The organism is Chromobacterium sp. ASV23 (assembly GCF_016428945.1).
GTDB lineage: Bacteria > Pseudomonadota > Gammaproteobacteria > Burkholderiales > Chromobacteriaceae > Chromobacterium > Chromobacterium sinusclupearum.
Genome location: NZ_JAELTR010000035.1, coordinates 1 through 21,024, shown reverse-complemented (window position 1 = coordinate 21,024; position 21,024 = coordinate 1). Strand labels below are relative to the sequence as shown.

The 21,024-nt window shown below is 59.4% G+C and carries 17 protein-coding genes and 1 riboswitch; of the genes, 7 read left to right on the top strand and 10 right to left on the bottom strand.

All coding sequences use genetic code 11. From position 1 onward, the window contains the following. Positions 1–90 precede the first annotated feature (90 nt). Both JHD59_RS14360 and JHD59_RS14355 read left to right on the top strand, forming a co-directional pair. The gene (locus JHD59_RS14360; protein WP_199154736.1) at positions 91–3,174 is read left to right on the top strand and encodes a response regulator; all 3,084 of its coding nucleotides are present in this window, start codon (positions 91–93) and stop codon (positions 3,172–3,174) included. After that, entirely contained in the window at positions 3,171–4,274 is a 1,104-nt protein-coding gene (locus JHD59_RS14355; protein WP_233164179.1) for an HD-GYP domain-containing protein, read from the top strand. Before JHD59_RS14360 ends, JHD59_RS14355 begins: the two co-directional genes overlap by 4 nt. 10 nt (positions 4,275–4,284) lie before the next feature. Here the strand turns inward: JHD59_RS14355 and rnk are convergent, their stop codons facing one another. The 3 genes from rnk to map form a co-directional block, all read right to left on the bottom strand. Further along, a complete protein-coding gene (gene rnk / locus JHD59_RS14350; protein WP_199154735.1) occupies positions 4,285–4,689 on the bottom strand; it encodes a nucleoside diphosphate kinase regulator in 405 nt (134 codons plus the stop codon). A gap of 160 nt (positions 4,690–4,849) precedes the next feature. Continuing rightward, positions 4,850–5,707 carry a flagellin gene (locus JHD59_RS14345; RefSeq protein ID WP_199154734.1) on the bottom strand — a complete coding sequence of 286 codons (858 nt, stop codon included), beginning with the start codon at positions 5,705–5,707 and terminating at the stop codon, positions 4,850–4,852. A 164-nt stretch (positions 5,708–5,871) separates the two neighbouring features. Next, a complete protein-coding gene (gene map, locus JHD59_RS14340; protein ID WP_103321689.1) occupies positions 5,872–6,669 on the bottom strand; it encodes a type I methionyl aminopeptidase in 798 nt (265 codons plus the stop codon). Between the two features lie 200 nt (positions 6,670–6,869). Between map and JHD59_RS14335 the strand changes: the two genes are divergently transcribed. Next, on the top strand, positions 6,870–7,667 hold the full coding sequence (locus JHD59_RS14335; RefSeq protein WP_199154733.1) for an amino acid ABC transporter substrate-binding protein: 798 nt from the start codon (positions 6,870–6,872) through the stop codon (positions 7,665–7,667). A 126-nt stretch (positions 7,668–7,793) separates the two neighbouring features. Here the strand turns inward: JHD59_RS14335 and JHD59_RS14330 are convergent, their stop codons facing one another. Continuing rightward, entirely contained in the window at positions 7,794–8,801 is a 1,008-nt protein-coding gene (locus JHD59_RS14330) for a class 1 fructose-bisphosphatase (protein ID WP_103321691.1), read from the bottom strand. 138 nt (positions 8,802–8,939) lie between these two features. Here JHD59_RS14330 and JHD59_RS14325 point away from each other — a divergent pair, with 138 nt between their 5' ends. Then, positions 8,940–9,719 carry an ABC transporter substrate-binding protein gene (locus JHD59_RS14325; protein ID WP_199154732.1) on the top strand — a complete coding sequence of 260 codons (780 nt, stop codon included), beginning with the start codon at positions 8,940–8,942 and terminating at the stop codon, positions 9,717–9,719. On the opposite strand, the gene JHD59_RS14320 is transcribed toward JHD59_RS14325, so the two are convergent. Together JHD59_RS14320 and gcvA are read right to left on the bottom strand one after the other, a co-directional pair. Continuing rightward, a complete protein-coding gene (locus JHD59_RS14320) occupies positions 9,716–11,044 on the bottom strand; it encodes a voltage-gated chloride channel family protein (protein ID WP_199154731.1) in 1,329 nt (442 codons plus the stop codon). The genes JHD59_RS14325 and JHD59_RS14320 overlap by 4 nt on opposite strands. Positions 11,045–11,121: 77 nt before the next feature. Beyond that, positions 11,122–11,187, bottom strand: a riboswitch (Fluoride riboswitch). Positions 11,188–11,232: 45 nt separating this feature from the next. After that, complete coding sequence (gcvA, locus tag JHD59_RS14315) at positions 11,233–12,120, bottom strand: transcriptional regulator GcvA (protein ID WP_199154730.1); 888 nt, start codon at positions 12,118–12,120, stop codon at positions 11,233–11,235. 194 nt (positions 12,121–12,314) lie between these two features. On the opposite strand from gcvA, the gene acnB reads away from it, so the two are divergent. Continuing rightward, positions 12,315–14,903 carry a bifunctional aconitate hydratase 2/2-methylisocitrate dehydratase gene (acnB, locus tag JHD59_RS14310; RefSeq protein ID WP_199154729.1) on the top strand — a complete coding sequence of 863 codons (2,589 nt, stop codon included), beginning with the start codon at positions 12,315–12,317 and terminating at the stop codon, positions 14,901–14,903. A 90-nt stretch (positions 14,904–14,993) separates the two neighbouring features. Here acnB and JHD59_RS14305 read toward each other — a convergent pair whose 3' ends face one another. Further along, positions 14,994–16,292, bottom strand: coding sequence for a bifunctional diguanylate cyclase/phosphodiesterase (locus JHD59_RS14305; RefSeq protein WP_199154728.1), 1,299 nt, complete (start codon positions 16,290–16,292; stop codon positions 14,994–14,996). Here JHD59_RS14305 and JHD59_RS14300 point away from each other — a divergent pair. Then, positions 16,275–16,928 carry a hypothetical protein gene (locus JHD59_RS14300; RefSeq protein WP_199154727.1) on the top strand — a complete coding sequence of 218 codons (654 nt, stop codon included), beginning with the start codon at positions 16,275–16,277 and terminating at the stop codon, positions 16,926–16,928. The genes JHD59_RS14305 and JHD59_RS14300 overlap by 18 nt on opposite strands. A 46-nt stretch (positions 16,929–16,974) precedes the next feature. After that, positions 16,975–17,658, top strand: a complete 684-nt coding sequence (locus tag JHD59_RS14295) for a DUF2726 domain-containing protein (RefSeq protein WP_199154726.1) — start codon at positions 16,975–16,977, stop codon at positions 17,656–17,658. 179 nt (positions 17,659–17,837) lie between these two features. Here the strand turns inward: JHD59_RS14295 and JHD59_RS14290 are convergent, their stop codons facing one another. The 3 genes from JHD59_RS14290 to JHD59_RS14280 form a co-directional block, all read right to left on the bottom strand. Beyond that, the gene (locus JHD59_RS14290) at positions 17,838–19,079 is read right to left on the bottom strand and encodes a zonular occludens toxin family protein (RefSeq protein WP_199154725.1); all 1,242 of its coding nucleotides are present in this window, start codon (positions 19,077–19,079) and stop codon (positions 17,838–17,840) included. A 299-nt stretch (positions 19,080–19,378) separates the two neighbouring features. Next, positions 19,379–19,681 carry a DUF2523 family protein gene (locus tag JHD59_RS14285; protein WP_199154724.1) on the bottom strand — a complete coding sequence of 101 codons (303 nt, stop codon included), beginning with the start codon at positions 19,679–19,681 and terminating at the stop codon, positions 19,379–19,381. Positions 19,682–19,690: 9 nt separating this feature from the next. After that, positions 19,691–20,437, bottom strand: a complete 747-nt coding sequence (locus JHD59_RS14280; protein ID WP_199154753.1) for a hypothetical protein — start codon at positions 20,435–20,437, stop codon at positions 19,691–19,693. Positions 20,438–21,024 lie beyond the last annotated feature (587 nt).

The window sequence follows — 21,024 nt, the reverse complement described above, 5'->3', positions numbered from 1 at the left end:
ATGATCAGGAATGCCCTATACATAAGCATCCCCCGGTTTGCCTGGTTTTAGACAGCCAGAAAACCTGTCGACACGCGGAGGATGGCGCTCATGCAGCAAGCGGATTCGGATTCCTCTCCCGAACTGGCGTTTCTTTCCACGCAGTCGCCGACGCGCGGACAGCGCAGGCTTGCCCTGGCGGTGGCCGTCTGGTCGCTATTGGTCTTCATCGCGGCCTTGCCTTATGCCCAAACCCCTCTACCCAAAGTATGGGCCTTCATTCCTGCCTATCAATCCGCGCTGGCGGCCAACGATTTGGTGACTTCGGCATTGCTGTTCGGCCAATTCGCCATTCTGCGCCATCCCGGCTTGCGTCTGCTGGCGGTCGGCTATCTGTTCACCGCGCTGATGGCGATATGCCACGCGCTAAGCTTTCCCGGCTTGCTCACTGAGCGGGGCTGGCTCAGCGGCGGGCCACAGACCACTGCCTGGCTGTACATGCTCTGGCATTTCGGCTTTCCTGTGATGGTGATCGCCTACGCGCGGCAAGCCCCTGACAGCGCCTTTTCTAACGATGGGAGCGGTTTGAAATGGATTTTGCGCGCCATCGCGCAAACCTTTCTGGCTGTGGCCGCGCTGGTGCTGTTGGCGATATGGGGACATGACGCCTTGCCCGCCATCATGCATGGCAACCGCTACTCGCCGCTGATGTGGGCCGCGGTGTCAGCTGTCTGGGGCGTGAGCGCGCTGGCGCTGGGCATGGTGTTGCTGCGCCGGCCGCAATCGTTGCTGGATGTATGGCTGGCCGTGGTGATGCTCGCCTGGCTGTGCGACGTCGGCCTGTCCACCATGTTCAACGCCGCCCGCTTTGACCTGGGTTTTTACGTCGGCAGGAGTTTCGGCTTGATGGCGGCGAGCTTTGTGCTCTTGGTGCTGTTGCTGGAAAACGGGCGGTTGTATGCGCAACTGGCGGATAGCGCGGCGGCGCTTAGCCATGCCAAGCAGGTGGCCGAGCAAGCCACGCGCGCCAAATCGATTTTCCTGGCCAATATGAGCCATGAGATCCGCACGCCGATGAACGCCATCATCGGCATGTCCTACCTGGCCATGCGCACGGGCCTGAGCGAGCAGCAACGCGACTATATCGGCAAGATACACAATGCCGGCACTTTATTGCTTGGCATCATCAACGACATTCTGGATTTTTCCAAGGTGGAGGCGGGTCGTCTGGAGCTGGAGACGCAACCGTTCTGGCTTGACGACATGCTGGACGGGGTATCGGCGCTGGTTGCGCAAAAGGCGGCTGACAAAGGGCTGGAACTGGTCTTTGAAACCAGCCGGGAAGTGCCGCAGGCCTTGGTGGGCGATGCGCTGCGCCTGGGGCAGGTGCTGACCAATCTGGTGAACAACGCCATCAAGTTCACCGATAAAGGACAGGTTGCCGTCATCATTGGCGTGAGCGGGCGCATGGGCGAAAAAGTGCAACTGAATTTTTGCGTGCACGATACCGGCATCGGCATGAGTGAAGAACAATGCGCGCGCTTATTCCAGGCTTTCAGCCAAGCAGACAGCTCCACTTCCCGGCGATTTGGCGGGACCGGCCTCGGGCTGGCCATCGTCAAGCGGCTGGTAGAAATGATGGGGGGCTCGGTGCGGGTGGAGTCGGCGCCGGGCTGGGGCAGCTCCTTCATTTTCCAATGCTGGCTGGGCGTGTCCAATGACCACTCGGCAGGCAAGCGTCCGCCGTTGCCCACGGAAATGCGCGGGCTTCGCGTGCTGGTGGTCGATGACAACCAAGCCGCGCTGAATGTGCTGTGCGAACAGCTGCGCATGCTGGACTTTGCGGTCACCGATTGCGCCACTGGGGCGGAAGCCGTGGCGTTGGTGCGCCAGCATTGCCGGGATTGGCCATTCGACATCGCGCTGGTGGACTGGATGATGCCGGAAATGGACGGTCTGGAAACCATACGGCGCATGCGGCAGATCAGCCGCAAGCTGCGGGTCATCCTGGTTACCGCGTTCGGCCGAGACGAGGTGCGCAGCCAGGCCAGGGCGGCTGGCTGCGACGGTTTTCTGACCAAGCCTGTCAGCCAATCTTCCTTGTACGACGCCTTGCTGGAGGCATTCGGCTTCGGCCGCGGGGGCGATGCCTCCCCGCTGATGGGGCTGCCGGACCTGCATGGCATGCATTTGCTATTGGCCGAGGACAACCGGATCAACCAGCAAATCGCGGTAGAGCTGCTGGAAGGCACCGGCGCCACGCTCACCGTGGTGGGCGATGGGCAGGCGGTTTTGGACAAGTTGGCCGCCTACGGCCCCAAAGGCTTCGATGCGATCCTGATGGACGTGCAAATGCCAGGCATAGACGGCATTGAGGCGACGCGCAGAATCCGCGCGCAAGACGGGTTTGCCGAGCTGCCCATCATTGCGATGACGGCCGATGCGATGGGCGATGATCGGGGACGTTGCCTTGCCGCCGGCATGGTCGATCATGTGCCCAAGCCGATAGATCCGCATGAGCTGTTTTCCGCGCTGCTGCGCTGGTTGCCCGTGCCGCAGATGCCGACAACCAAGGAGGCGCAAGAGCAGCCGCTTCCGCTGCCCGAAGTGGCGGGCTTGGATCAGGTTGCGGGTCTGGCGCGCGTGGCCGGCAACCGCGAGCTGTATTTGCACGTGCTTTGGCAGTTCGTTGAGGAGGAGGTCGATGCGCCGGCGCGAATCTCCACGGCCTTGGAGGAGGGCGATCGCGCGGTAGCGCAACGGATCGCGCATACCTTGAAGGGCGCAGCCGGCAGCATAGGTCTGGAGGCGTTGCAGAACGGCGCAGCGCGCCTGGAGCGCGCATTGCGGGATGGGCAGGATGCGACGGCCGAGCTGGCGCAATTGGCGGACGATCTGGCGCGAACCATCGCGGCCTTGCGCGCGGCCTTGCCAAGCGCAAAGCAAACGGCTCAGCCGCCCAGCGCAGCGGATGAGCCTTTGCTCAATCGACTGGCGCTACTGCTGCAGCTGGGAGATGGCGAGGCGCTAGGCTTCTTCCTGGAGCACGCGCCGGATATTCGCGCCAGCTTTCCCGATGACACCTACGAGGCGTTTGAACGCAGTCTGAACAGCTTCGACTTTGTCGCCGCGCTGGAGCATTTGCGCGCGGCGGCCAAGGCGGCTGGCCTGACCTTATCGGAGCATACGATATGAGCGGAATGGCGGAGTCCAGCCTGCAGACGGTGCTGATCGTGGACGATGCGCCCGAGTGTCTGACCCAGATGTATGGCCTGCTCAAAGGGCGCTATCGGGTGTTGGTAGCCAATAGCGGCGAGCGCGCGCTGCAGATTGTATCTGGCGAGGTGCTGCCGGATCTGGTGCTGCTCGATGTGATGCTGCCCGGCATCGGCGGCTACGAAGTTTGCCGGCGTCTGAAGGCCGATGATCGCACGGCGGCGATTCCGGTGATTTTCCTGACAGGGCAGGGCGAAAGCGAGGATGAGCAAGCCGGCTTCGATGCCGGCGCCGCCGATTACATCATCAAGCCGATATCCCCGCCCATTGTGTTGGCGCGCGTGCTGACGCATGTGCGGCTGAAAGCGGCGGCGGATTTTCTGCAGGACAAGGCGGCCTTTTTGGAGAGCGAGGTGGAGCGTCGCACGCGCGAGGTGCAAGTGATACAGGACGTCACCATCATGATGATGGCGGCGCTGGCCGAAACGCGCGATCACGAAACCGGCAACCACTTGCTGCGGACGCAGAACTACGTGCGCGCGCTGGCGATAGAGCTGAGAAATCACCCGCGCTACCGTACCGAACTCGACGAGCAAACCATACAGCTGCTGTACAAATCCGCGCCGCTGCATGATATCGGCAAAGTCGGCATTCCCGACCGCATCCTGCTGAAACCAGGGAAGCTGACCCCGGATGAGTTTGAAATCATGAAAACGCACACCGTGCTGGGCCGGGATGCCATCGCCACGGCGGAGAAACTGCTTGATGGTCCAAGCAATTTCCTGAGGCTGGCGCGCGAAATCGCGTATTCGCATCAGGAAAAGTGGGACGGCAGCGGCTATCCGGAAGGATTTGCCGGGGAGCAGATACCGCTGTCGGCGCGGCTGATGGCGGTGGCGGACGTCTATGACGCCCTGATTTCGCGGCGGGTGTACAAGCCGCCGTTTTCACATGAAACGGCGGTCGACATGATCAGGGAGGGGAGCGGCCGGCATTTCGATCCGGACGTGGTCAACGCTTTCATGCAGATCACGGAGCAGTTCCGCCAGATCGCGCAGCGCTACGCCGATACCGAGTGAACGGATGTACTTAACGGTGGAGCGCGCCGGCCGACTCCGGCTGCTCGACAATTTCCAGCACGGTCAACGCAACGCTGCCGGATGGTGTTGGCCAGTGCATGGTCTGCCCGACCGAGAGCCCTAGCAAGGCGGCCCCGATAGGGGCCAGGACAGAGATGCGGCCCAGCGTCCCATCGGCGTCTTTAGGGTAAACCAGAGTCAGCTGTTTTTCCTCGCCGCTTTCCAGTTTGACGCGAGCGGTGCTGTTCATGGTGATGACATCGGACGGAATCGCAGATGGCTCCACCACGTCCGCCCGTTCCAGTTCCGCCTCCAGGCGGCTGGCTACGGGGTGGCCGTATTCGCACGTTTCCAGTACGGCTGCCAGACGCTCGTAATCCAGCGTAGACACAATAATGGAGGGCGGGATAGACATATGAGCTCCTTGCAGATGGACAAAGGGCACCGCAAGGGTGCCCGTTGGACAAATCCGGAATGGATTCATATATCGATCATATAGGACTCATCGTTGCCAAAACAAGCCCAAGAGCCGAGTATATATTTTGCCTTGCCGGGAACTTCTGGCTAAAAATAGCTTACCCCAGCAGCGACAAGGCAGCCTGTGGCGCGATATTGGCTTGCCCCAACGCGGCGGCGCCCGCTTTTCCTAGGATCTGCTGGGCGGTCAGGTTCGCGGTGGCGGCGGCAAAGTCGGTATCGCTGATGCGGCTGTTGGCAGCCTGGTTGGCGATATTGGAGGTCTGCAGATTATTCACCACAGCCTCAAAGCTGCTGTTGACCGCGCCAAGGGTGGCGCGCTGCGAACCTATCGTTTGCAGATCGCTTTGCGCCGATTGTTGCGCATTCAGCGCGTTGGCCTGGGTGGTGACGTCGATAGTATTGGTCGCCGCCAGATTGGCGTTATAGCCGTTCAAGCCGCCAGCGCCGGGAGCGGCCGTCAGATTGATGCTTGGAACGGTGATCTGGTTGCTGCTGGTGCCGTTAGGCCCCACTTGGAAGGTGGAGGCGTTGCCGCCGGTCAGCAGGGGCGTGCCATTGAACTGCGTGCTTTGCACAATTTGCGAGTTGGATTGAGTCAGCTGATCCACTTGCTGCTGCAGCGCCTGGCGGTTGCCGGCATTCAGCGCGCCATCGCCTGCCTGGATGGCTAGTTCCTGGATTTGCTGGGTATTGCTCTGAATCTGGCCAAGGGCGGAGTCGGCAGTCTGCACCAGCGAAACGCCATCGTTGGTATTGTTGATGGCCTGGTTGCTGCCGTTGATTTGCGCCTGCAGCTGCTGGGAAATGGCGAGATTCGCCGCATTGTCCGCAGCGCTATTCAATTGCGAGCCGGACGCAAGTTGGGCCAGAACCTGCTTGGTGGCTTGCTGCGTCTTGTTCAGCTGAGCCTGGCCAGCCAATGAGGCCAAATTACTGTTGATGGTCAGCGCCATGATGTTCTCCCGCGTGCTGCGTGCCGATAGGGCAATAATGCTCATACAGTTTAGAAACAAGTACTTGCCCTGGCAAGAGTAATTTAAAGCAGGAAACAATTCGCAACGAATTCGGCGGCGCAAAAATACAAAACCCCGCGACAGCAGGCGCGGGGCGATTGGGCTTATTTGAAGCTGGGCTTGTCTGGCGTGCCGGCGGACTGGGTCATGATCTCGTAACCGGTGTCGGTCACCAGCACGGTGTGCTCCCATTGCGCGGACAGGCTGCGGTCCTTGGTGACCACGGTCCAGCCGTCAGCCAGGATGCGCAGATGGCGCTTGCCTTGGTTGATCATCGGCTCAATGGTGAAAATCATGCCGGGCTGGATTTCCAGGCCGGTGCCAGGGCGGCCATAGTGCAGAATTTGCGGTTCTTCATGGAATTTCTTGCCGATGCCGTGGCCGCAGAACTCCTGCACTACGCTGTACCCGGCGCCTTCGGCGTAGCTCTGGATGGCATAGCCGATGTCGCCGAGCATCGCGCCCGGCTTCACTTTCTCGATGCCTTTCCACATGGCCTCATAGGTGATCTTGCACAGGCGCTTGGCGTGCGGGCTGACATCGCCGACATAGAACATGCGGCTGGTATCGCCGTGGTAGCCGTCCTTGATCACCGTGATGTCCAGATTGACGATATCGCCGTTCTTCAGCGGCTTGTCGTTGGGAATGCCATGGCAAATCACGTGATTGACCGAGGTGCAGATCGACTTGGGGTAGGGGTTGTGGCCGCCCGGCGCGTAATTCAGCGGCGCCGGAATCGTGCCTTGCACATTGACCATATAGTCGTGGCACAGCTTGTCGATGGCCTCGGTGGTGACGCCGGGCTTGATGTGCGGGGTGATAAAGTCGAGGACTTCGGAGGCGAGACGCCCCGCGACTCGCATTTTTTCGATGTCGGTCGCGTCTTTGATCTGGATAGACATGTGTGGCTTGTTTGTTTTCATCGGCTAATGAGACGTAATTCTAGCAAAATGCGGCTCCTCTGGACATGCCAAGCGTGCAGTACGCCGCGCCGGGCTTTCTATACTGGACCTAAACGGCCTTGTGGGAGAAGGAGATGCGCGCATGGATGCTTGCGTTGTGGCTTGCGCTCTTGTCATGTCAGGCCCATGCCGAGAGCCCAATGGAGGTACGTTATATCAGCGACGCGCCGCGCTATCAGGAATACATCGAGATACTGCGCACGGCGCTGGACAAAACCATTCCGGAATACGGCCCGTATGTGATGAGCCACCCGGAAGCCGAAATGAATGAGCCCCGCTATATGGCGGATGCGGTTTCAGGCAAATCGGTCAACCTGGTATGGGGCTCCACTTCGGTAGAGCGTGAGCGAACCTTGATTCCCATCCGCATCCCGTTGGGGAAGGGATTGCTTGGCTATCGCATCGGCCTGATTCGCGCGGGCGAACAGGCGCGTTTTTCCGGAGTGAAAACGCGGGACGATCTCAAGCGCTTTACTTTCGGCATGGGGCCGGGCTGGGGCGACATCGCCATCTGCCGCCACGCTGGATTGACCGTGTGGATCGATCCCTACGAGAAGCTATTCAAGATGCTGACTGCGGGCCGGTTCGATTTCTATTCGCGCGGCGTCAACGAGATATTCACGGAATTCCAGGCTTTCCATCTGTCCGAGCAGGGCATAGCCGTGGAAAAGGATTTGCTGTTGCACTCTATCTATCCGTTCTACTTTTTCGTCAGCCCGGCCGAGCCGAGGCTGGCCAGCCGGCTCAAGATGGGCTTGGAAAAAATGCTGAACGATGGCAGCTTCGACGCTATTTTCTGGAAGTACAATCAGGCCAATATCGAGCGGGCCGGCCTGGCGCGCCGGCATGTGATCGAGCTGGCCAATCCGGCCCTGCCGCCCGATACGCCGCTGGATGACCATCGTTTGTGGTTCGTGCCATCGGCCCGACGGCCCTGAGGGCGTGACATGTCTCCACGGCCCCGGCGTGTGCCGGCGCAGCGCGCGATTGGATGGGGTGTGGTGATCGGCTGGCCATGAAAAAGCCCGCCGGGAGGCGGGCTTGCTGGTTTTGTGAAAGCCGGATCAGGCTTGCTCTTGATGGTAGCGCGTGACGCGCTCCACTTCCTGTTTCGAACCCAGGAATACCGCCACGCGTTCGTGCAGCTTCTGCGGCTGGATGTCCATGATGCGCTGGTAGCCATTGGTGGCCGCGCCGCCGGCCTGCTCGACAACGAAGGCCATGGGGTTGCCTTCATACATCAGCCGCAGTTTGCCGGCCTTGGCGGGATCGCGCGCATCCTTGGGGTACATGAAGATGCCGCCGCGCGTCAGAATGCGGTGCACTTCGGCCACCATGGACGCCACCCAGCGCATATTGAAGTCGCGGGCGCGCGGACCGGTCTTGCCTGCCAGCAGCTCCTCGACATAACGGCGCACCGGCGCTTCCCAGTGGCGCATATTGGACATATTGATGGCGAATTCGCTGGTCTGCTCCGGCACGCGCATGTCCGGATGGGTCAATACGAACGAGCCCTGTTCGCGATCCAGCGTGAAGCCATGCACGCCGCTGCCGAAAGTCAGCACCAATTGGGTTTGCGGGCCGTACACGGTATAGCCGGCCGCCACCTGATGGGTGCCGGGCTGCATGAAGTCCTGCTCGGTCGGCAGCGTCACGCCTTCGGGGCAGCGCAGGATCGAGAAAATCGTGCCGACCGAAATGTTGACGTCGATGTTGGACGAGCCGTCCAGCGGATCAAACAACAGCAGATATTCGCCCTTGGGGTATTCGCCCGGGATGTGATACGGCAGTTCCATTTCCTCGGACGCCATCGCGGCCAGGCTGCCGCCCCACTCATTGGCGTCAAGCAGGTAGTCGTTGGCGATCACGTCCAGCTTCTTTTGAGCCTCGCCCTGGATGTTGCCGGTGCCGGCTTCGCCCAGCACGCCGGCCAAAGCGCCCTTGTTGACCGAATAGCTGATGGCCTTGCAGGCGCGTCCGACCGTTTCGATCAACAGGCGCAGTTCGGGGGGAAGCGTGCCCGCCTTGCGCTGCTGTTCGATCAGGAATCGGGAGAGGGTGATGCGGCTCATGACTTTCCTTTGGAATGGATAGGTGCGCGAATGATAATGCCGGCGGATTGTCGGCACAACGCCGAATTATAGCGAAGATACGGGCGGAGGCGGTGTGGAGCGGCTATCAAGATAGAAAGTTCCATCCAGGAGTGCATCATGCGAGCCAGTATTTTGGGACTGCTGTTCAGCCTAGCCATCTGGTCGTCCGCCGCATCGGCGCTTGTCATCTACACCGAGGACTGGCCGCCGATCACCTTTCAACACAATGGCGTAGCTGATGGCATGGCGGTGGAAGTGGTGCGGGAAATCCAGTCCCGCATCAAGGACAACAGCCCGATTGAGGTGGTGCCCTGGGCGCGCGGTTACAAAGAGTTGCTGACCAATCCCAACGTGATGCTGTTCACCGTAGGCCGCAGCGAAGCGCGAGAGAAACAGATGACGCTGCTGGGGCCGATAGCGGTATCGCAGACCGTGCTGCTGGCGCGCAAAGGCGAAGCCGCCAAACTGCTGGCGCTGGGCGCCGGCATCTACCAGCGCCCCGTGGGTGCCTACCGCGGCAGCATCTTCGCCGACGCCGCGTCCGCAGCCGGCTTTGTCGAGGTGGACCTTGCCCCTACGCCGCAAATCACGGCGCAGAAAATGCTGCTGGGCCGCTACGACATGTGGGTGGAGGGCGGCTTCGTCGTGGCCTCGGTCCTGAAGGACATCCACCAGCCGCCCGATGCGGTGGAGGTGGTGAGGGTGCTGGAGTCGTTGGAGTTGTATCTGGCGTTTTCCCGCGGCACGCCGGGCGATGAGGTGCGGCGCTGGCAGGATGGCTTCGCCGCCATCAAGAAGGACGGCACGTTCAAGCGCATCTACAACAAATGGCTGCCGCGCGACGCGGCGCCGTTGGAGATCAAGCTGATAGGCGTGCCGCCATCTCCGGCTCATTAACTCTGCGTATTTTGCGGGCCGGCATCCGCCTGAAGGCTGGACGGCCGCGGCGCCTTGCGCAACTCGGCCCACTCCGACAGCCGAATGCTTTCCGGCACGCCGCGCCGCTTGGCGATGCCGACGCGTTGCGCCCGGTAGATGCCGGAGTGGCCGGAGCATAGATAAGCCACCACGCAAGCCAGCCCGGCATAAATGCCGATTTCCGGACCGAACAGCTCCATGGCCATGACCGTGGAAGCCAGCGGCGTATTGGCCGCGCCGGCAAAGACAGCGACAAAGCCCATGCCCGCAAGCAGGGGAACGGGCAGGTGCAGCAACGGCGACAGCGCATTGCCCAGCGTGGCGCCGATATAAAACAAGGGCGTCACCTCGCCGCCCTTGAAGCCGGCGCCCAGCGTGGCGATGGTAAACGCCAGCTTGCCGGCAAAGTCATAGGAGGGCAGCGGGTGCTGAAAGGCGGCCACGATATTGGGAATGCCCAAGCCCAAGTAGGCGCGGGCATCGAACAAGGAGGCGGCGATGGCGACGCAGCCGCCGCCAATCAGCGGCCGCAGCGGCGCAAACGCGACAAACCGCTTGAACAGCGCGGCCAGCGCATGGACGGATTCCGCGAACAATTTCCCAGTCAGCCCGAATGCCACGCCAGCCGCCATGGCCGCGCCAAGGCCCAGCGCAGTCGGTTGCGGAATATACGGAATCGCGTAATGGGTGTGCTGCACGCCCCACAGCAGGCCTACCTGGTCGCCCGCGACGGCGGCAAGCAGGCAGGGCAGGATGGCATCGTAGCGCATACGTCCGATGGCCAGCACCTCCAGGCCAAAGATGGCGCCGGCCAGCGGCGTGCCGAAAACCGAGGCGAAACCCGCGCTGATGCCGGCCATCAGCAGCAAGCGCCGTTCCGACGTCGGCAGGCCGAACAGTTTGTGGACCTGATCGGCTAGGGCGCCGCCCATCTGCACCGCCGTGCCTTCGCGGCCGGCCGAGCCGCCAAACAAATGGGTAATGACGGTGCCAATCAGCACCAGCGGCGCCATCCGCAGCGGGATGGCCTTTTTGGGGTCGTGAATCTCGTCGATCAGCAGATTGTTGCCGCCTTCGACTTCGCGCCCAAACCATAGATACAGCATGCCGACGGCGAAGCCGCCCAGCGGCAGCAGCCAGATCAGCCAAGCATGGGCGATGCGCGTATGGGTGGCCCACTCCAGCGAGAACAGGAAAAAGGCCGAGGCGCTGCCGACAAGCGCGGCAACCAGTAGCGACAACAGCGTCCATTTGCCGATGAAAGGCAGGACGGAAAGCCGTTCGGGGATGAGTTTTGGAGTCATCGTTTGTCCAGTGCAGTCAGATTGACACGCCTGGACCGTGGGTGCGGGATATGCGTACCTACAGCTTCCGGTCCAGGAATACTGTAGGCATCATCAGCCTTCGCAAAGGCGGTTACGGGAGGAATGCCATCTCCGCAGCAGATGGGCCATTGTATGGCGTTGCGGCCGTCCGCGCAACGGCGGGCGATTCATGCGGTTTTGGCCGCCTCGCTCTCCAGCCATCCGCAAAAAGCCTCCACAGTCGCATCCTCGGCGGACATCCGCGGCACGACCCAGCAGTAGTCGCGCACCGTCACCACCGGCTCCGGCAGCGGCGAAACCAGTTGCCCGGAGGCTATCAGCGCCTGAGCCATCGGCAACGGCCCCAAAACCACCCCCAAGCCGTCTATGGCGGCTTGCAAGGCGAGCGAGAATTTGTCGAAGTGCAGGCTGCAAGCCGGCTTCAGCTCCGGCGCGCCGGCCAGCGTCAGCCAGCGCGGCCAGGCCGTGGGGCGGGTGTCCGCGTGGAGCAGGGTATGGGAGACCAGATCGGCCGGACTGTTCAGCGGCAGGCGCGCCAGCAGGCCGGGGCTGGCCAGCGGCAGCTCCCATTCCTTCAAAAAGGGTTTGGCGATATGGCCGGGCCAGTCGCCGGGGCCGCGACGAATGGCGATGTCGAACGGCGCATCCAGCCGCGACAGGTCACGGTCCGACGTGACAAGATGCAGTTCCAGATCGGGATGCCTGGCGCGGAAGCCAGCCAGCCGCGGCAGCAACCAATAGGCGGCAAACGTGGGCGTGGAATTGATGCTGAGTCGGCGCTGCCGGTTGGGCTGAAGCAGTTGGGCCGTGGCGTTGGCGATCAGATCCAGGCCGTCCTGCACCTGCACCAGATAGCGCCAGCCGGCGTCGGTGAGCTTGACGCGGCCGCCGCTGCGCTCAAACAGCGACACGCCCAGCCAATCTTCCAGCTGCTTTATCTGTTTGCTCACAGCGCCATGCGTGACGAATAATTCGCCCGCAGCGGCGGAGAAGCTTTCCAGGCGGGCGGCGGCTTCGAAAATCCGCAGGGAATTGAGAGGAGGGTAGGCGCTCATGCTGTGATTTTAACTCACAATGCGTGTTGCGATTACTCGTTTGTATGCAAGCTCCGAAAAGCGTAATCTTCAGCCACTACAAAGCGCATATTCGCAGCGCCCGGCGCGCGTATGATGCAGAATTACCGAGTGGAGACTGTCGGCGTTTTCGCTGGCAGGCTTGCCGACAACCAAAGCCAAGAAGGTCCCGAGTCATGCTAGAAGCTTATCGTCAGCACGTTGCCGAGCGCGCCGCGCTGGGCATTCCGCCCCTGCCGCTGTCCGCCAAGCAGGTTGAAGAACTGGTCGAACTGCTGAAAAACCCGCCCAAGGGCGAGGAAAGCACGCTGGTCGACCTGATCACCCACCGCGTGCCGCCGGGCGTGGACGACGCCGCCAAGGTGAAAGCATCCTTCCTGGCCGCCGTGGCCGAGGGCAGCGTGAAGTCGCCGCTGGTTTCGCGCGAACTCGCTACCGAGCTCCTGGGCACCATGCTGGGCGGCTACAACATCAAGCCGCTGGTCGACCTGCTGGACGATCCGTCCGTGGCCAAGATCGCCGCCGCCGGCCTGAAGAAAACCTTGCTGATGTTCGATTCCTTCCATGACGTGAAGGAAAAGATGGACAAGGGCAACGCCGTGGCCAAGGAAGTGATCGAATCCTGGGCCAACGCCGAATGGTTCACCAGCCGTCCGGAAGTGGCAGAGAAAATCACCGTCACCGTGTTCAAGGTGCCGGGCGAGACCAATACCGACGACCTGTCCCCGGCGCCGGACGCCTGGAGCCGCCCGGACATCCCGCTGCACTATCTGGCCATGCTGAAGAACACCCGCGCCGACGCGGCCTTCAAGCCGGAAGAAGACGGCAAGCGCGGCCCGATCCAGTTTATCGAAGACCTGAAGAAGAAGGGCCATCTGGTGGCTTATGTCGGCGACGTGGTCGGCACCGGCTCTTCCCGCAAATCCGCCACCAACTCGGTGGTGTGGGCCACCGGCCAGGATATTCCTTACGTGCCGAACAAACGCTTCGGCGGCGTGACCCTGGGCGGCAAGATCGCGCCTATCTTCTTCAACACCCAGGAAGACTCCGGCTCGCTGCCGATCGAAGTGGACGTGTCCAAGCTGGAAATGGGCGACGTGATCGACGTCTACCCGTACAGCGGCAAGATCGAGAAGAACGGCGCCGTGGTGGCCGAATTCAAGCTGAAGTCCGAAGTGATCCTGGACGAAGTGCGCGCCGGCGGCCGCATCAACCTGATCATCGGTCGCGGCCTGACTTCCAAGGCGCGCGAAGCGCTGGGCCTGCCGGCATCCACCACATTCCGCCTGCCCAAGGCGCCGGTGGATTCCGGCAAGGGTTTCAGCCTGGGCCAGAAGATGGTCGGCCGCGCCTGTGGCCTGCCGGAAGGCAAGGGCGTGCGTCCGGGCACCTACTGCGAACCGAAGATGACCACTGTCGGCTCGCAGGACACCACCGGCCCGATGACCCGCGACGAGCTGAAAGACCTGGCCTGCCTGGGCTTCTCCGCCGATCTGGTGATGCAGTCGTTCTGCCACACCGCCGCGTATCCGAAGCCGGTGGACGTGAAGATGCACAAGGAACTGCCGTCCTTCATCTCCACCCGCGGCGGCGTCTCGCTGCGTCCGGGCGACGGCGTGATCCACAGCTGGCTGAACCGCCTGCTGCTGCCGGATACCGTGGGCACCGGCGGCGACAGCCACACCCGCTTCCCGATCGGCATTTCCTTCCCGGCCGGCTCCGGCCTGGTGGCCTTTGCCGCCGCCACCGGCGTCATGCCGCTGGACATGCCGGAGTCGGTGCTGGTGCGTTTCAAGGGCAAGCTGCAGCCGGGCGTGACCCTGCGCGATCTGGTCAACGCCATCCCGCTGTACGCGATCAAGGCTGGCCTGCTGACCGTGGCCAAAGCCGGCAAGAAGAACATCTTCTCCGGCCGCATCCTGGAAATCGAAGGCCTGCCGGACCTGAAGGTTGAGCAAGCGTTCGAACTGACCGACGCCTCTGCGGAGCGCTCCGCCGCCGGCTGCACCGTGCACCTGAACAAAGAGCCCATCGTCGAATATATGCGCTCCAACATCACGCTGATGAAGTCCATGATCGCCGACGGCTATCAGGACGCGCGCACGCTGGAACGCCGCATCAAGGCCATGGAAGACTGGATTGCCAATGGCAAGCTGCTGGAAGCCGACGCCGACGCCGAATACGCCGCCGTGATCGAAATCGACATGAATGAGATCAAGGAGCCTATCGTCGCCTGCCCGAACGATCCGGACGACGTGAAGTACATGTCCGAAGTGGCCGGCACCAAGATCGACGAAGTGTTCATCGGTTCGTGCATGACCAATATCGGCCACTTCCGCGCCGCCTCCAAGCTGCTGGAAGGCAAGGCCGACATCCCGGTGCGCCTGTGGGTGGCGCCGCCGACCAAGATGGACGCCAAGCAACTGACCGAGGAAGGCCACTACGGCGTGCTGGGCCGTGCCGGCGCGCGTCTGGAAATGCCGGGCTGCTCGCTGTGCATGGGCAACCAGGCGCAGGTGCGCGAAGGCGCGACAGTGATGTCCACCTCCACGCGCAACTTCCCGAACCGTCTGGGCAAGAACTCCAACGTGTTCCTGGGCTCGGCCGAACTGGCGGCGATCTGCTCCAAGCTAGGCAAGATCCCGACAGTAGAGGAGTATCAGGCGAACATCGGCATCATCAACGAGAAGGGTGCCGAAGTTTACAAGTACTTGAACTTCGACCAGATCCAGGAATACCAGGAGCTGGCCGCCAGCAAGGCTTGATAGCAACATTGAGGGGCTAACCATAACGACGCCGTCCATCCCGCAGGAGGACGGCGTTTTTTCATGCCTGTTATGGGAGGCTGGCCACGCTCAAGAAAGCGCCGCGTCGCGCCAGCGTGCCGAGAAGTCCATTGCCGGCAATGGCCGTCCGTAGAAAAATCCCTGAATGGCCGAACATCCCGCTTTGCGCAGAAAATCCGCCTGTTCGGCGGTCTCCACGCCTTCGGCAACGGTATCCAACGCCAGATTGGACGCTAGCGACAGGATGCTGCGGACAATGGCCTCTCCGTCCTGCCCGCCGCCAATGCCCAGGATGAAGCTGCGATCAATCTTGAGCGTCTGCACCGGCAACTGATGCAAATAGGCCAGCGAGGAATAGCCTGTGCCAAAATCATCTATAGACAGGCGGACACCCAGTTTGCGCAAGGCCGTCAAGGCGGCGACGACGTCATCGGCCGCCATGATCACGCTTTCGGTGATTTCCATTTCCAGCAGGGAAGGGGGCAGGGCATAGCGCTCCAGCATCGACTCAACCCGCTGCGGGAAATCCATCCGCTCCAACTGTCTGACGGAAAGATTCACCGAAACCGAAGGCACGGCGAAGCCGTCCGCCAGCCACTGGGCCAATTGGTGGCAGCTTTTGTCCAGCACCAAATCGCCCAGCGCCTCGATCAGCCCGCTTTCCTCGGCAATCGGAATGAATCGGGCCGGACCTATCTCGCCCAAGGCGGGGCTGTGCCAACGCGCCAAGGCTTCCGCGCCATACAGCTCGCCGCTGTCGCACGCGATCTTGGGCTGAAAATGCACGTCGATTTCGCCGATCTCTATCGCTTGGCGCAGGTGGCGCTCAATCAACACGCGCTGCTCCAAGGCGGAAGATAGCTCAGGCGTGTAGCGCAAGCAGCGGTTTCGGCCTGCAGCCTTGGCTTGGTACATCGCCAGGTCGGCGTTGCGCAGCAAGGTGTCCCCATCGGCGCCGTCCTGCCGGGAAAAACTGATGCCTATGCTGGCGGATAGATAAATATCCTGACTGCCGATATCGAAAGGGCGCTCGAACAGAGACAACAAACGGCCGGCAGCGGCATCAGCCGCATCCTGCTTTTCCAAGCCCTCCATCACGCAGACAAACTCGTCTCCGCCCAAACGGGCCAGCAGATCGCCTGGCGGGACATGGGCAAGCAGCCTGTTGGCCACTGCGATCAACAGCAAGTCGCCTATGTGGTGGCCCTGTGTATCGTTGACATCCTTGAACCTGTCCAGATCGATAAACAGCAACGCCAAACCATGTTCGCCCATCGCGGAGCGGTCCAGCGCATGGCTCAGCCGTTGCTGGAATTGCAAGCGGTTGGGGAGGCCAGTCAGGGTATCATGGTGAGCCAAGCGATCCAAGGTCGTCTCGGCGCGGCGGCGCTCGGCAATTTCATCATGATAGTTCGCATAATCTATATTATGTCAAATCATCAGAAGGCGGATTTTGAAGCGTATGCTTACGATGACACTGACACGCATCATGTCGTTTCTGTACAACACACGGGAGAAACTGGCACCTCGCAAACTTCGACCCGCAGCAAGATGAGACCGATCGCAAACTTCCCTTGCAGCCCGGACGACCTCTACCGGGCTGTTTGTTTTGGTGACATTGAACAAATGGCTGCTGAACTGGGCGTCACTGCGCAGCAGCTAGCCTACTGGCGACGCGGACGCGAGCCGGTGCCGAAAGCGGTCTACTTATGGCTGAATCACAAATCAGACACGGCGCTGGGTAGTCAGTTCGGACCTTTTCGCGGATTTCGACTCAGCCAGCACGGCGACGCCCTGGAATGCCCAGCAACCGGCGTCCGCATCCCTTACGACGAAATCGCCATGCTGCCAGAATATCGACGGCTGAATCGGCTTGTAACGCAACAGACCGAACTTATCGAAACGCTCATGACCGAACGCGACTTCTACCGCAGCAACTGTCACCAGCAGGCCCGCGCCGGTTGGCTTATTAACCAGATTTTCCCACTCGATAGAAAAAAGTAAAATTTCCCACTTCTATTTCCACAAGCAATGACAAACACGTAGAGGTATGATTGACACCCTCGAAGAAAGCACCGGAGCAAAGCCAATGACAGGCTTCCTTGTATTCCTAACCATCATGATCGGGGCAGCTGCTGCACTCAAAAAGAACAAGCCAAAGACCACTAAAAAGCCGCCGAAAACAGAACTGCAGATCAATCCAATACCACCGCAACCACAGCCTCAACGCCCGCAAGTCCAGCGTATCAACGCGCAAGAGATCGAAAATGCCATTGAAAGCGAGCCGGAAAAAAAGATCGACTTCGGAAATGCAAGGTTCGTATTAAAGAGAAAAACAATTCTCACCGAGCGGGAAATCGAGTGTTACCAGCGCCTAGTCAAAAGTCTGTCACCAAATTTCCTTGTCTTCCCGCAGGTCGCCTTTAGCCAAATCCTTGATGCAAAAGGCGGAAGCTACAAGCAAAACATGTGGCTGCACAGAACCATGAGCCAAAAAGTGGCGGATTTTCTGATCTGCAAAGCAGACTTGACCATGGTTGCCATCATCGAACTAGATGACAGCTCACACGCAGGAAAAGAAGACAAAGACCGCCAGCGCGACAGCGTGGTACGACAAATCGGCCTACTTCCATTAAGACTGCCGAGAACGCCGAAGCAGGAGCTACTAGACCGCTATGCAGAAATCTTGCAAAAGCTGCACAGCCCAACAAACCGCGAAAGCGTTACAAGCTAAATACAAACCAGCCCTCGCCGGGCAGGCGTCCCCGGGTGATGTTTTCAACATCATCCAGGGAGCGCTAAAGGGTATCAGATCGCAGGGCGTCAACGACTGGCCGCCGCTGCGCGGTCTCCCGAGCCAGTCATTGACACCCCGAAAATATCCAGCGCGCCCGATGGCGCGAATACCTCTCATTAAAAACCACTCTTGATCGACAATTCACGCTTCGGATAACGTGTATGGTCTTCAAGAGCGTAGACGTGCGATGACGCCGACTGTGACGCATCCATGCGAACCGGAGGCGGCACAGACTGGCCTGTCCCTGATTTGTTGTCCTGGGCTTTGCCCCATTGGTCTATCGGCCACGCGGTTACAACATGAGGTCCGCCCGTGCCATCCATGCGCGTGAGTACAACATAGTCGCCGCGCAGTTCGTAGCGATAGCCGAAATAGACCAGACCAGACAAGCGGAACTGTTCGCGGACGTGGTAGGCCTCGTCCATAACCTCTACCAGACCGTCAGTTTGCTTGGCGTTGCGCACCAAAACGGCAAGCCGCGGGCGATATTTGGTCAACATGCTAGTAACGTAGTCTGCAGGTTGCTGACTGGTATTCTCGTTGACGCCCTGCCCTTGCACCGGCTTGACCTGCTGCGCGCCGGTAGCGCTAGTAACAGCAGCCGTAGCCGAGACCGCAGCGCCCTGCCCTTGCGTCTGAGTTTGCGCATTGCCTGCCAGCGGCGCGGACCCATGAAAGAAGCCCCACAGAAAATAAACGGCAGCGCCAGCCAACAGCACAAACAACGGGATAACGGTAGTGAACAGCTTGGACCTGAAGATACTGGCGCGTTCGTCCTTGAGATTGCCCTTGTTATTAACGCCATCGACGTGACTTTTGTAAATCCCGTAATATTTCTGTTCGTACCGTTCGACACCGCTTTGCACTTTGGCGAACTTGTCAGGGCCGGAGCGCTCATTCATCACCCACTGGTAACGACCCTCGGCACCTAGCGCAGACAGCTTTTTGAAATAAATCAAGCGCTGGACGCGATCGCGCCAAAATGCATGGATATTCTTAAATGCTTGACCACACAACACAACGTCAATACCGCGCTGGCCATGCTGGGTAATGAATTCGACTTGAGCGGGACTCAACTTAAACTTTGACGGGTGAAAATCCTGCACTTCATCGAAAATGACGAGGCAGTCATTAACCGCAAATTCGTGAATATCGCCTGATTTCTCCCACGGAACCTGAATCAGCAGTTTTTCAACGGCGTCCAATTCCATTTCAAGAATCGTGGCAACTTTTTTATGATTCAGGCCCTTTATATTCGTGACAACAACACGACCATTTTTGATGGCGGGTAACGCCTGTTTAACCATAGCCTCGTAGGATTTGCCAGCGCGGGGCAGGCCCTCATGAAAAACGATCATTTTCGAATAGCCCTCCTGATAAACTTACGGCCCTTATATTCGAATACCGTTCGATACACACGCGGTCGAACGTATTTAATGTAAAAAAATTCAAAAATGCCCTTAAAAAACACAAATGACATTCCAAATATCATTCCCAACAAAACCGCCATCGTGACAGTGTAAAACATGGTGAACCTAACAATATGGTCCAAATCCTGAAGGGTCACTGAATAAGTCATTTGAGTGCCATCCATACAAAAAATGCCATAAACAATAACACCATAAATAATTCAATGATTTCTGCCGTTATCATGTCATCACCATTGGAATAGCGTTACAAACTTGCGAATTACGCGAAACACGTAAGCCGCGCCAATAATAGACATCCCCGTTGCAAATCCCGTCACGCCGAGAAAGTAAAGAATGTCCCCGCCCAAGCCATCCAAGAACGATTGCAAGCCACCCGCAAGCGCTTGCGGAAAGGGTATTAGCGATATGATAAACGTGACCAGATTCAAAAGCTCACCGAATATTTTCACCGCGACATCGTAAAGCATATCCGGGATGGATTTTAAAATCGCCATCATCAAATTGATGCAGTTCTGAAAAAAGGCTGTCATGAATTCCCCTTATTCAATGGCGCGACGGAAAGCGAAGAACGCACACATGACGCACCAAACGCCATATATGACGTGGAACATATTCTGCGCTGGCTGAGAACAAAACTGATCTATCGTTACAGGCGGGAGCGACCCCGCACCATCAATCTGAATGGCCGGGATCGTATAGGTCGGGCACGCACCCGCGCCGATAGTGATCTTGAAAAATCCAGCCGTCGCATTCACAAATGGCGTCGCGGTAACAGCCTGCTGAAACGACTGGAATTTACTCTGAAATGTATCCTTATTTGGCGTATAGACTTGCGGCATTTGTATAACCGTCGTGAAATTGGCGAAAAAATCTTTCATCGACGCCGCTACATCTTTGAGCGTACCATCTTGCGCCACACCGCAGGTATTCACGTCATTACACGTAATATGAGTTTGGCCTCCATGTCCAGTATCAGAACCGGTTCCGGTTCCCGTGCCAGGATCAGTACCCGTACCCGGCTTAGTACCCGTGCCAGCGCCCGGAACGCCAAGAGAAACGCCGTTAGTCGTATTGCCCTTTTCAACGCCCTGCCCTGTAACCACCCCACCCGCTATATTCGTAACATAGGTTTGATCATTTGCAGCATCATACTGTTTAACCTGAATACCACCACCAATAGGGAACGAAACAGCTGCAGGTTTATCAGGGTTATTTTTGGCAGCATCTTTTGACATATAAAGTTTTATATTGTCATTCGAAACTACTGAAAATGTGCCGTTTTTCATTGTTATACCACCATCAGAACCCACAGCAGCACATGCAGGATTTCGCATATCAACAGTAGGCTTATCACCAGTAGCATCAACCTGACACGGATTTCCGGGAGGCATAGGCACCTTACTAGCATCCGTCAACCCACAAGCCGAACCATTGACATCATAACCCGCAGGACACGGAGAGGATGGCGGAGCAATATAAACTGGATGGCCAGAACACATGAATGGATTACCATTTGCACAAACACGACAATAATTTGCACCCCATGTTGCATTATCTAACGTCGCGCCGGGACCCAAATCTGAACAATATTGTGCAGGATCTGGACCTGTAATTTTTGATGTAGACGACGGCGGAACAGGTTTTCCCGTCGACGAATCACGCGACCAATTACCACCCGCACTAGTTGCAGGCTGTCTCTTATACACATCTGACGCTGCCGACGACAGCACGAAAAAAAGTTTTTTGGGGGGGGGGGGGGGGGGGGGGGGGGGGGGGGGGGGGGGGGGGGGGGGGGGGGGGGGGGGGGGGGGGGGGGGGGGGGGGGGGGGGGGGGGGGGGGGGGGGGGGGGGGGGGGGGGGGGGGGGGGGGGGG

What these genes read in the sequence shown, in the direction of transcription:
- rnk (WP_199154735.1), bottom strand. Translation starts at nt 4,689, where the DNA reads ATGTCTATCCCGCCCTCCATTATTGTGTCTACGCTGGATTACGAGCGT.
- JHD59_RS14280 (WP_199154753.1), bottom strand. Translation starts at nt 20,437, where the DNA reads ATGAAAAACGGCACATTTTCAGTAGTTTCGAATGACAATATAAAACTT.
- JHD59_RS14320 (WP_199154731.1), bottom strand. Translation starts at nt 11,044, where the DNA reads ATGACTCCAAAACTCATCCCCGAACGGCTTTCCGTCCTGCCTTTCATC.
- JHD59_RS14290 (WP_199154725.1), bottom strand. Translation starts at nt 19,079, where the DNA reads ATGATCGTTTTTCATGAGGGCCTGCCCCGCGCTGGCAAATCCTACGAG.
- JHD59_RS14330 (WP_103321691.1), bottom strand. Translation starts at nt 8,801, where the DNA reads ATGAGCCGCATCACCCTCTCCCGATTCCTGATCGAACAGCAGCGCAAG.
- JHD59_RS14355 (WP_233164179.1), top strand. Translation starts at nt 3,171, where the DNA reads ATGAGCGGAATGGCGGAGTCCAGCCTGCAGACGGTGCTGATCGTGGAC.
- acnB (WP_199154729.1), top strand. Translation starts at nt 12,315, where the DNA reads ATGCTAGAAGCTTATCGTCAGCACGTTGCCGAGCGCGCCGCGCTGGGC.
- JHD59_RS14360 (WP_199154736.1), top strand. Translation starts at nt 91, where the DNA reads ATGCAGCAAGCGGATTCGGATTCCTCTCCCGAACTGGCGTTTCTTTCC.
- JHD59_RS14295 (WP_199154726.1), top strand. Translation starts at nt 16,975, where the DNA reads ATGATTGACACCCTCGAAGAAAGCACCGGAGCAAAGCCAATGACAGGC.
- gcvA (WP_199154730.1), bottom strand. Translation starts at nt 12,120, where the DNA reads ATGAGCGCCTACCCTCCTCTCAATTCCCTGCGGATTTTCGAAGCCGCC.
- JHD59_RS14345 (WP_199154734.1), bottom strand. Translation starts at nt 5,707, where the DNA reads ATGGCGCTGACCATCAACAGTAATTTGGCCTCATTGGCTGGCCAGGCT.
- JHD59_RS14335 (WP_199154733.1), top strand. Translation starts at nt 6,870, where the DNA reads ATGGAGGTACGTTATATCAGCGACGCGCCGCGCTATCAGGAATACATC.
- JHD59_RS14325 (WP_199154732.1), top strand. Translation starts at nt 8,940, where the DNA reads ATGCGAGCCAGTATTTTGGGACTGCTGTTCAGCCTAGCCATCTGGTCG.
- map (WP_103321689.1), bottom strand. Translation starts at nt 6,669, where the DNA reads ATGTCTATCCAGATCAAAGACGCGACCGACATCGAAAAAATGCGAGTC.
- JHD59_RS14285 (WP_199154724.1), bottom strand. Translation starts at nt 19,681, where the DNA reads ATGACAGCCTTTTTTCAGAACTGCATCAATTTGATGATGGCGATTTTA.